The following is an 11,368-nucleotide window of genomic DNA, read 5'->3' as shown; positions in this document are numbered from 1 at the left end:
CAAACTGACAAACCAAATGGTCAACCTCGTCGCTGTCTGGATACTCAAAGGGCTAAGGAGTACTTTGGATTTACTGCTGAAGTTAAGATCGAACAAGGCTTGAAAAATACGATCGATTGGTATCGCACCCACGGCTAGACTGGAGGCACAGCCTAGATGGTGGGCAGTGTCTTGTTTCGCTCAATCTGGAGGAAACCTCCAGGGCGCGAACCGCTGCCCACCCTACAGAATAATAAAAGTACAAAGCTAAAAACCCGACTTCTTAACAGAAGTCGGGTTTTGTAATCACCATTGATTTAAACAGATACTTCAATTCGAGCAGGTTGCGGTGATGATAATGATTCAACAGTTACTAGGCTATTAGAATCAGCATCCCATAATATAAACCTAGCACAATTTAACATATCACCCATTCGCAATGTTTTGACATTTGAGAGTAGATGAATATTTGCTTTGTGACAAGCTTCGAGATGATAGTTTGGGATTCTTTCAGACAGATGATGAATATTGTGATAGCCAATGTCAGCTGTAAACCATTTGAGAATCGTTGGTAGTTCTAAATAACTACTACCCTCAATCGCACCCAATATATAGTCCCAGCTTTCTGTTTTGTGGGCATAGGAACCTTCAAAGATATGCTGAACAAAGAAAGACCAAATGAAGATTACTGCTGACAAGGTAATCACTAGTGAGTAAACACTTAGAAAGAATCCTGCACCGAGCAAATAACTTAGCGCAATCCAGCTACTAATTACACAGACATTATTTAGAAGTAAATCCCAGAATTCAGTCTTTGTCTGCCAATGTTTGGATTTATGAGCAGCAATTATATCAATAGCACTCATCCCATTGTCTTGTTTTAATCCAGCAGCTACGTCTCGAATTAGATCGTAAATGCCCAAAACGAGCGCAAGTCTTGGCTTAATTGCCAGATAAAAGAACCCACCAGGAAAAGCCATCAATGGATGTCTCAATAACTGATATGAGTTGCGATCAGCTAAACTAAGTTTGGCGAATTCTTCGGTTGAGAGAAAGTCCGCAACACCCCGATACCGCTCCCAATCACCATTTGTCTTGTGATGATAAGCGTGATCTCGCGACCATCCATATGGAGGAATCGCATTAATCACTCCCAGAAAAAATCCGACAATCCGGTTAACTTTTTTGGAATTAAAGAGTGAATAGTGTCCACAATCATGCATTAAAGAAAAACAGCGGACTGAGAACAGCGACATCAAGATGATAATCGGCGCGAGTAGCCAAATTGAGATTGCGGCTACTTTAACCGCCAAAAACCACAACAATAAGTAGGGAACAACAGTGTTGAGCAGTTGATAAGTTGCCCATAAATCATTGCTCTTCATGTAAGGAGTCAACACAAAGTCTGACTTTTTGATCGTATCTTGCATTTTATAGTATGGGGAGTTAGGGGTTTTATCACTATTTAGGTTTAGACAGATTTCTTATTTAACCTGTGCCCGAATAAAAGAAGCTGGTAAACCCCAGAGCTTTTTGGGGGTGCTCACATAAGCGCGACGAGTAAATACATCATAATCATTCCGCTCGATCGAGTCTAAGATCTGTTGATATAGTAACAGTGCCGCCCAGACTGGCCACCGGACATCGGGGCTGAGCTTACTGATGCCTACCTCCGCTTGTTGGTAGTACTTACGAGCGCGTTGAATCTGAAACTTCATCAATGCCCGCCAATTATCATTGACAACCTGATTTAATAAATCCTGTTCGGTGTAGTTGAACAGCGCTAGCTCATCCAGTGGTAAATAAATTCGCCCCCGCTCCGCATCCTCACCGACATCTCGCAGAATATTGGTCAACTGCTTGCCAATGCCCAGCGCCACAGCTTGCTCAGTTGGGATATCAATCTGGTCACAATTCCAAGGTGCTGTGAACTGACTACTATCGATACCCACAATGGCATTGGACATTAAGCCCACTGTCCCAGCGACTCGATAGCAGTAGAGGGATAGTTCCTCAAAACTCTCATACCGATTCTTGCGCAGATCCATGCGTTGCCCAGTGACCATATCCCGAAATGGTTGAATCTCCAAGTCAGGAAATTTAGCGATCGTATCAACTAAGGCTACATCATAATCAGTAGTAGGATTACCCCTAAACATTTCTGCTAATTGGTCTTCCCAGCGATCTAGCGTCGCTGGCGTAGTCTCATCTGCATCCGCTCCATCGACCAATTCATCGGTATTGCGACACCAGGCATAGATTGCCCAAATCGCCCGCCGTTGGGGGACTGACATCAGTAGTGTCGCCAAATAAAAGGTTTTGCCATATTGGGCAGTTATTTGGCGACAGAGTTCATACGATTCCTCGGTCGATGTTAGCATTGTCACGATCGGTAGGGACTTTTCCAGTTGCAGCATTAAGAGGGGAGGGAGTATGGAGTAGAGGGTAGGTGGATAGAGGTGTGGATTTGGTGAAAATTGGAGAGAGAGAGTATGAAGACTACCCTCTACTCTCTATCCTCTACCCTCTAGATTGCAGTAGCTAGTGGTTTTGCTACTACGGGCTGATAATTCGCAATCTCCTGTGCTGCCAGCTTACCAGAAAGTACCGCACCTTCCATACTGCCTAGATACTCTTGCATCGTATAACTACCAGCAAGAAAGAAATTGGCGATCGGTGTAGATTGGCTCGGTCGGCAAGCTTGTCGTCCTGGAGATGCAGTATAAACCGATCTGGGTGTCTTCACGACTTTCGATTTACGTAATTTAGCTGGATTATCACCAATCAAATGCTGGGGGAACAAGCGTTCTAGCTCGGTCATCGTGGCTGCAACGATCTCTGCGTCAGATTTGTCGATCCAATCTTTAGCCGGGGCGATAATCAGTTCGAGCATCGATTTGTCAGGATCTTCATACTCCCGGCACGCTACGCTCATATCGGCGTAGACGCTGAGAATATCCGATCGCGAGAAGAGCAAGTGATCGATATCGGTGAGTTTGCGATCGAACCACAGATGCAAGTTAATTACAGGCACCCCTTCTAGTTCCTGCATCTTCTCAAAAAATTCGATTTCCCGCCAGGGTTCCGGCATCAAAGTTTTGATGACATCGACCGGCATCGCCGATACATAAGCATCGGCCACCACGATTTCATCTGCCGCGCCATTGAGTCCCCGCATCAAGAAATGCGCCACCGTACCATCATCATTCAGCACGATCTGCTTGAGGGGTCGCTCCATCCGAATTTCGCCACCACGGGCTTGAAAATGCTCGACGATAGGCTGACACAAGCGTTCGGTCGGCGAACCATCTAGAAAGGCGATTTTGGAGCCATAGCGTTCTTTGAGGAACTTATTAATTGCTGTCAGCGGAATTGTCGCTGAGACATCCTCAGGATTGATAAAAGTTAGTGCCTTGGATGCGGCGATGAAAATATCCGAATTGACGCGATCGTCGATACCTTGCAGCCGCAGCCATTCTAATAGGCTGTACTGATCCATATCTTCGACATACTTCTGCCCGCGCAAGACTGCCGGCCACAAGCCCAGCGCAAACTTGATTTTTTGCTCCCAGGTGAGCATGTCGTTATTTCTGAGGATCGAAATAATCACATTAAACGGTGCTGGGAGATCCGGCACGCTGAAATATGAGTATTTTCCTGGTTTCTCTGGTTGATTGAAGATCAGCGCATGTTCTTTCCATTGCAGATGGTCTTCGATCCCTAGCTCACCGATGAGCTGGAGCATGTTGGGATAAGCCCCAAAGAAGGCATGGAGTCCGGTTTCATACCAGTCGCCATCCTCATCTTTCCAAGCCGCAACTAAACCGCCTAATACGTCCCGACTCTCAAATAAAATTGGGGTATGTCCGGCATCTGATAAATATTTAGCACAAGCTAGTCCGGCTAAACCTGCTCCTGCAATGGCTACACGCATCTATTGCTACTACCCCTATACGATCGAAGTTCTGTTGAATACTCTCTAACAGTCTAATTATATTTGCATATCTTTACAATTCAACATTTTGCGGCACAGTCTTCCGAAATTCCCCCCTCAGCCATCAAAAAATCCCCGATTTGCGATCAATCTGGGATCTGTGAGTACGATTGGCTGTCTCGATCGGTTAATAGTTTCGATCGGTTAATAGAAATAACGATGGTGCGTTACGCGAACGCGATAACACACCCTACAGGTAAGATCGCTAACCGCACAATTCTTGCAGTCGCGCCTGTCCAGCCTGGAAGACATGCCAGCCATCGCCGACGAGCACAGTGTCAACTCGATCCAACTCTGCTAATCGGCGGACTGAAGCTAGAGCCAGAGTGCGATCGGCTAATTTAGCATCGGGTAATAACATTAACGTACCCGCTCGATGCGCTCTGACGAGATCGCCCGTAATGAGGGTAGTTGCTTCGAGGAGTAGTGCTAATTCACCAGGGGTTTTAGAACCATGCAAGGTAATGGCTTGTAGCCCTGGCACGATCTCATCGCCATCAGCCAACCATCGATCGATCGAAATCGGGAAGGTATCGCGTTCGCCCTGTGGTGCCGCGATCTGGGCACCTGTCATCTTGGCGATTTCCTGACTGGCGCGAATATGATCGGAATTGGTAATCACAATCCAGTTCGCGCCACCTAATGACTGTAGATGTGCCCAATCATGGGCAGATAGTGGCAGCGGATCGATGAGGATATTTCCCGCCGCTCGCAACCAAGCAATACTATGAAAATCGATATTCCGTTCGGAATTAAACTCAGACCAACAGTAAAGATCGGGACGGTGGAGTAATTTCATAGGATCGATCGACCGGAAGTAATATCTCGATCGTAGTCGATCGCGTGTTGTTTTGAATCGATGGGCGAGTTACTGCCCGAGGCATAACCAAAATAAAAAATGTAGTTTTGTCGGATGGAGATAAGCAACCATAAATGATTTTCAACTTATCAACCATGAATCTGAACTTGTCCATCGACAACTCGAACAGAAAAAGTTTGTAACCTTACAGTTGTATCATCGAAACATTCGCCCGTCAACAGACTAAAATTTTGCTTGTAGATCGGTGATGCGACTTTGGGGATGCCATTGCGATCGCCGACGATTCCTCTCGATAAAACGTAGGCTTTACTAAATGGATCGTAATTTTCGATCGCATAGACATCTGTACTTTCACCGACTCTAAATACGGCGATTTGTCGATCGTTTACTAAAGCACAAACGCCCGTATTTGGTGAAATTCGGTCTAAGGAACAGATCTTTGTCCACTGTTGGGTTGTTGGCTGAATTGATTCTAGTTGTGACATTAAAAAAGCTCTGATAAATTACGATACTCGATCGAGAGATTAGATCGGGCTTTAGATCTACGCTCCTTGAGGTAGGGGTAATTCATTAATTACCCCTACCTCAAGGAACACTTATTTTTAGCTGTCGATCGAAAGTAATTGCCGTTCGTGCTCGAACACCGGACGTTTTTGGCCACGTTCTTCGACTTGGACGATATTTGGATCTGGCAGATCGGTATTCACAAAATGTTGGAAGCGTTGGAGTTTGACGGGATCTTTGAGTGTGACATCCCATTCACATGCATAAGTCGCGACTTGATGTGCCATCTCTGCTTCGAGTTCGGCGGCGATGCCGAGCGAATCATTGATAATCACATCTTGGAGATATTCCATCCCGCCTTCGAGCTTATTAAACCAGGTGGCGGTGCGTTCTAACCGATTGGCTGTACGGATGTAGAACATCAAGAACCTGTCAACATAGCGGATCAGGGTTTCTTTATCCAAATCAGCAGCCAGGAGTTGGGCGTGTTGGGGTTTCATCCCCCCATTACCGCAAACATACAGGTTCCAACCTTTTTCGGTGGCGATGATCCCAAAATCCTTGCTTTGGGCTTCCGCACATTCGCGGGTGCAGCCAGAGACAGCAGATTTGAATTTGTGGGGCGCGCGAAGTCCGCGATAACGTAATTCTACCTCGATCGCGAGGCTAACCGAATCCTGTACGCCAAATCGACACCAGGTACTCCCGACGCAGGATTTAACGGTACGGAGAGCTTTCCCATAAGCGTGCCCAGATTCAAAGCCAGCCGCCACGAGCCGCTGCCAAATCAGCGGAAGTTGGTCTACCCTCGCGCCGAGTAAATCGATGCGTTGTGCGCCGGTAATCTTGGTATAAAGGCCAAAATCTTGAGCGACTTGACCTAATACGATCAGTTTCTCTGGCGTAATTTCGCCGCCAGGGATGCGGGGGATGACTGAGTAGGTGCCATCGCGTTGAATATTCGCGAGAAAGGCATCGTTGGTATCTTGGAGACTGACGTGCGGTGCGTCGAGAATTTGGTCGTTCCAAGCTGACGCCAGGATTGATGAGACTGCTGGTTTGCAAATTTCGCAGCCGCGTCCGGTACCATGTCGATCGAGCAGTTGTTGAAATGTATGGATATCTTGCGATCGAACTAGGCTATATAATTCCTGACGGGAGAAGGCGAAATGTTCGCACAGGTTGTTATTAACGGCGATGCCAGCTTTCTTGAGTTCGGCTTTGAGTAAGTCAGTAACGAGGGGAACGCAACCGCCGCAGCCAGTGCCAGCATTGGTGCAAGATTTAACGCTACCAATATCGCGCAGTTCTTGCTCTTGAATTGCGGTACAAATTTGGCCTTTGGTGACGTTATTACACGAGCAAATTTGGGCGGTGTCTGGGAATTGGTCTACCCCCATTGCCATTGAAGCACCACTGCGGGGCGGTAAAATCAGATCCTCTGGATGAGGTGGTAATGCCATCTGATTTTGCATCAGTTGGAGCAAGGTACCGTAAACAGTCGCATCGCCGACTAAAATACCGCCGAGTAAGCGGGTTCCATCTTCATTTACGACTAGCTTTTTATAAGTCCCAGCAACGGCATCATCGATCGCAATCACTTTCGAGCCAGCAGTCTTGCCAAATGCATCCCCAAAGCTGGCGACATCAATGCCCAGGAGCTTTAATTTGGTGGACATATCTGCGCCAGTGAAATTATTAGTATCACTGCCACAGATCCGATCTGCGGCTACTTCGGCCATCCGATAGCCAGGAGCGACTAGCCCGAAAATTTGGTTGTTATATAAAGCACATTCCCCGATCGCATAGATATCCGGATCGGATGTTTGACAATTATCATCGATCGCGATGCCACCTCGATCGCCGATCTTCAGTTCGCATTGTCGTGCCAACTCATCCTGGGGACGAATTCCGGCTGAGAAGACGATAATATCGGTTGCTAGCTCGGTGCCATCGGCAAATAACATCTTGCAGACGCGTCCATGTTCGTCGGCGACAATCTCCGTCGTTGATTTACCGGTATGAATGCCAATTCCTAAATCTTCAATCTTCTGCCGCAATGTTGTTCCGCCAGCTTCATCCACCTGTACGGGCATCAGACGGGGCATGAATTCGACAACATGGGTTTTAAGTCCCAAATTTTGCAGTGCGTTGGCACACTCTAATCCTAATAAACCACCACCGACGACGACACCGACTTGACATTCTTTGGCATACTCTGACGTCGCTTCCAGATCGCAAATCGTCCGATAGACGAAAGTACCTGGTAGATCGTTACCTTTGATCGGCGGGACGAAGGGATAGGAGCCAGTCGCTAGCACCAGCTTGTCGTAACTAATAGTAAGACCTTTTGCTGAAGTGACAGTCTGATTGGCTCGATCGATACTGACAGCTTTATCGCCGACATGTACCTGAATATTGTTGTCTTGATAAAAATTTGGTGTCACCAGCGAGAGATCCTCCGCCGTCTTCCCCGCAAAGTAACCGCTGAGATTAACGCGATCATAAGCTACCCGTGGCTCTTCACAAAAGCAGATTAGCTCCCAATCCGCACCTTTTGCTGCCATCTGTTCGAGGAACCGATGACCGACCATCCCATTGCCGATCGTCACTAACCGTTTTGTCATGCCCATGCTGCCTATCGCTACAATATAGTCCTGAGTTTATCTTAGGCTAGGCAGATTTGCGAGTTTTGTTTGTCTCGATCGCTACATAACCGGCAGACTTTATTGATTAATTACATGACTCTCATGTAATTATCGGGACAATAATACTGGTTGAGTGCCCAGAGAGATCAGCAAAATCCGCTACAAACAGCGATCGGGCAAGTACCAATTTATTACTATTGATAGAATCTCAATTTAGCAGATATTCCTACTATCGTAGGTTATCCTAGCTATGAACGATCGGGCGCATCGAATCTCTCTTAAAATCAAGCGTCTGTGTCCATAAAAATAGCTTTACCCTAAATCATGAAAATTGTCGAAGATCTAAATATGATTATTAGTTCTGCGTTTCAAAAGCACTATTGCCAAGAGAAAACCCGATCGATAATTCCATTGCTGATGTTCGCAACTCGATCGATCCTATTCACTTACTTTATCCCAAGCAGGATGGGACAGTAACGCAGCAATCACCCGCACGCCACGTAATTGATTTGACAAGGGTAAATGACCTCTAGGAGCCGTGAGATTCCAAGTAAATGAGCCAGGGTAGCGTGTCCAGTTATTACCCTGTTTCCAGCCAATTTTTGGCCACAGTTTATCCCAATTTTTGTTCATGCCCAGCCACATTTCGCGTTGGATCGAGAAGCCAAATTTGCCTTCGGAATGTAACAACCACAGCGCATCGACCGTGTGGAGATCGATCGTCGGTAACTGCTCGACTTCAGTAAAATAAATCCACTTGCGTTTGATGGCATCTGCGCCAGCAAGTTCGCACAGTTTTTCGGTAGTCAGCTTATCGGCAGCTTCAAAATCTTGGTGGGCTAATAATTGTTGGAGCTGAGTATAATCGATGTCTAAACTCGACGCTAATGGGATAAGCCCAGTCGGTAACTCGCGATCGAGGTAATCTTTAGCAACCGAAACACCGCTTTGATAGAGAGCTTGATACACTGCTCCTACCACAATCGTCGGCTTGGCTTCTCGTTGTTGTTGGAGCCACTCAATTAAAATGTTAATGCCAGGAAGTCCAGTCGCAACCAAATGCGGGAGCATCTGCAACTGATTTTTGGGCAGGCTCGTCGTGAATTTGGCCTGCAACTCGGCGATATCTGAAGGTATCGATGGTGAGGTAGTACTGGAATCGGGCATGGGTGGGGATCGGCGATGGGGTGGAGTAGTCCGATCGATATTTTACCAAAAATAACTTGACTTGTTATTTTTGGCGGTTATTGATGATTGGCTCAATTTTGGTTGTGGTTGAGTTGTGGATCGAGGCGGTTGGATGTTGCTGTGCTCCACCCAACTGACCCTCGATCTACTAACACCAAAATTTAGCCCTTTAATAACAAATAATAGAGATGTCCTGGCCCACCAGTGACGCCAGCCCGATCGCCGGCGATCTTCCCTTTACCCATAAAATAGTCAACCCGTCCGGGGCCAGTAATCGCGCTACCAGTATCCTGATCCAAGACATAGCGACTGACCAATTTTTGTTGGATCGATCGACCATCTGCGGTATACGGCAGTTCGGTATAGACTAACGCCAGTGCGCCTGGAGGCATCATCGACTTGTCTGTCGCGATCGAGCGATCTGGTGTCACTGGCACATTAATACTGCCCATCGGTTTGCCGTTGAAGGTTTCCTTCATAAATACAAAGCGTTTCCACCGAGGAATGTAGACATTTAATTCTTGGGGATTATCGCGGAAGTAGCGGATGATGCCGGGGAGGGTGAGCTGTGATGGCGTAACCTTGCCATCTTTGGCCAATTCTTTACCGATACTGGTGTAGGCAAAATTAGTGCCACCAGCATAACCGATCGTGGTTTTAGTGCCATCGGCGAGATTGAGTTCGGCAGAACCCTGAATTTGGACGAGGATCGCTTCAAAGCGATCGCGCATCCAGAAGATCTCATTTCCCGCGAGGACGCTTTTGCTACTTTGTAAGCCATCTGCACCTTCTAGCAGCAGGCGTTCGGGTTGGGGATCTTTCCAACTACTGAAGTCGGTAGGTAATTTGTAGAGCGGGTATTTGAATTCCGCCGTCTGCTTGCGACTAGCTTGATAGATCGGCTCGTAATAACCAGTAAATTGGACGGTACCTTTATTATCTTTGCCGATCGATTGGTAAAAGGTAAATTCTTTGCGGACTGCGGTTTGGAGTTCGTTAGCGGAACGACTAGTACTGAGTAGCTGGCGAAATCTGACCAGGGAGCGTCGCACCCGATTGCGATCGATCCCCTGTACTGCATAACCTTGATAAGCTCTGGTCGCTGCGGGAGTATCGAGATAACGGAGGCTATGATCGATCGATTCGAGCATCGCCAGTTTATCGCCGGATTTACCCCATAATTGATCGTCGAAACCAAGGGCAGAAGTAGTCTCCTCATAATTATTAGTAGTGGAAGTACCCCGATCGGCTTGAGTATTGGCTGGGGGCGCAGCAGTCACCCGTAGTGGTGCTTGCTGGTTGAATCCTAGCGCAATACCTAGATTCAAAGAGAGTAAGGCCAGTGTTTTAATCATGAAGTAATTATTAAATAATGCTTGGACATTACAATCGGTGACGAGCGGAACGGAAATCATGTTTCCATCACAGATCGTCAATTCGATTGTTTGTGGTATGGATGTTGCTCAGATCGCGATGATGCCAGATTACTAAATTCCCTAGTTTTAGGCATTTCTTCTTAAAGCCTAAGCTAATAATCGCGATCAATACTCGATGCAAATACAGGTTCGACACGAATCGCATCGACACAGCTAGGTCGAATTACCATGTACTCACCTTGACTATTTTTCAAAGGTACGGTAATGAAATCACTAGAACTGGATTTGGGCATCAGCTCACTACTATACCATTTTTGAAAATCTTGGACGGTAGGAAAACGGATTTCCTCGCGATGACCGCCTGATAGTAGCAGATAGACTGCATACTCGGTTGCTACCTTTGCCATACTCGATCGTGTTGGGGTTGAAACTGATTAGTTATGAGTATGCCCAAATCTCGATCGATTATTTCGATCGGCCCGCTCGGTAGAGGATGAAGTCATCCTCGCTCCAGAATTGCTCGAACGGCTTGCCGTCTGCGACAGCAATCGTCCATTAGGGTAGAATAAGTCACGCAGCGAGTGACCTATTTTGGTTTCATCTCAAGCAACTCGATCGAGATTTGATAAATGTGGTGGAGGAAGAGATTGGGATGGATTGGAAGTCAATGATGTCAGCGGCGGAAGCGGCGGAATATACTAGAGATAGTGGTTCTACAGAACCTGCTATGCTAACCCGTTTATAATAGCCTGATTTTAGCGACGACAAACGGAAGTTATAATTCCTGTAACAGAGAGACAGAAAGAGTTAAAGGCATAAATTACAATAATAGATAGCGCAAACAGCCCCTTCAATTGAC

The 11,368-nt window shown here is 46.7% G+C and carries 9 protein-coding genes and 1 pseudogene; 1 reads left to right on the top strand and 9 read right to left on the bottom strand.

What is annotated here, in order from left to right; all coding sequences use genetic code 11:
• Positions 1-138, top strand: a pseudogene (locus tag RMO27_RS00050) (GDP-L-fucose synthase); the annotation flags it as partial.
• A 158-nt stretch (positions 139-296) separates the two neighbouring features.
• On the opposite strand, the gene RMO27_RS00045 reads toward RMO27_RS00050, so the two are convergent.
• From RMO27_RS00045 to RMO27_RS00005, 9 genes are all read right to left on the bottom strand, one after another.
• Positions 297-1,409, bottom strand: coding sequence for a fatty acid desaturase (locus RMO27_RS00045; protein WP_309727834.1), 1,113 nt, complete (start codon positions 1,407-1,409; stop codon positions 297-299).
• A 54-nt stretch (positions 1,410-1,463) separates the two neighbouring features.
• Complete coding sequence (locus RMO27_RS00040; protein ID WP_309727832.1) at positions 1,464-2,396, bottom strand: phytoene synthase; 933 nt, start codon at positions 2,394-2,396, stop codon at positions 1,464-1,466.
• 110 nt (positions 2,397-2,506) lie between these two features.
• Positions 2,507-3,913 (bottom strand): 15-cis-phytoene desaturase, encoded by a 1,407-nt coding sequence (gene pds / locus RMO27_RS00035; RefSeq protein ID WP_309727830.1) that lies wholly within the window; start codon positions 3,911-3,913, stop codon positions 2,507-2,509.
• 265 nt (positions 3,914-4,178) lie between these two features.
• Positions 4,179-4,772 (bottom strand): MBL fold metallo-hydrolase, encoded by a 594-nt coding sequence (locus RMO27_RS00030; protein ID WP_309727828.1) that lies wholly within the window; start codon positions 4,770-4,772, stop codon positions 4,179-4,181.
• Positions 4,773-4,921: 149 nt separating this feature from the next.
• Positions 4,922-5,278, bottom strand: coding sequence for a nitrite reductase small subunit NirD (gene nirD / locus RMO27_RS00025; RefSeq protein ID WP_309727825.1), 357 nt, complete (start codon positions 5,276-5,278; stop codon positions 4,922-4,924).
• A gap of 117 nt (positions 5,279-5,395) precedes the next feature.
• Positions 5,396-7,930: a nitrite reductase large subunit NirB gene (gene nirB, locus RMO27_RS00020; protein WP_396133586.1), complete on the bottom strand. Its 2,535-nt coding sequence runs from the start codon at positions 7,928-7,930 to the stop codon at positions 5,396-5,398.
• Positions 7,931-8,383: 453 nt separating this feature from the next.
• Positions 8,384-9,112, bottom strand: coding sequence for a GUN4 N-terminal ARM-like repeat domain-containing protein (locus tag RMO27_RS00015; RefSeq protein WP_309727819.1), 729 nt, complete (start codon positions 9,110-9,112; stop codon positions 8,384-8,386).
• Between the two features lie 182 nt (positions 9,113-9,294).
• Positions 9,295-10,548: an MltA domain-containing protein gene (locus RMO27_RS00010; RefSeq protein ID WP_309727817.1), complete on the bottom strand. Its 1,254-nt coding sequence runs from the start codon at positions 10,546-10,548 to the stop codon at positions 9,295-9,297.
• A 113-nt stretch (positions 10,549-10,661) separates the two neighbouring features.
• Positions 10,662-10,916, bottom strand: a complete 255-nt coding sequence (locus RMO27_RS00005; RefSeq protein WP_309727815.1) for a hypothetical protein — start codon at positions 10,914-10,916, stop codon at positions 10,662-10,664.
• Positions 10,917-11,368: the final 452 nt, after the last annotated feature.

This window comes from Chamaesiphon sp. OTE_75_metabat_556 (genome assembly GCF_031378165.1).
Classification (GTDB): Bacteria; Cyanobacteriota; Cyanobacteriia; order Cyanobacteriales; family Chamaesiphonaceae; genus Chamaesiphon.
Note: the sequence above shows the minus strand (reverse complement) of the source record. Positions and strands in the feature narration are given on the sequence as shown.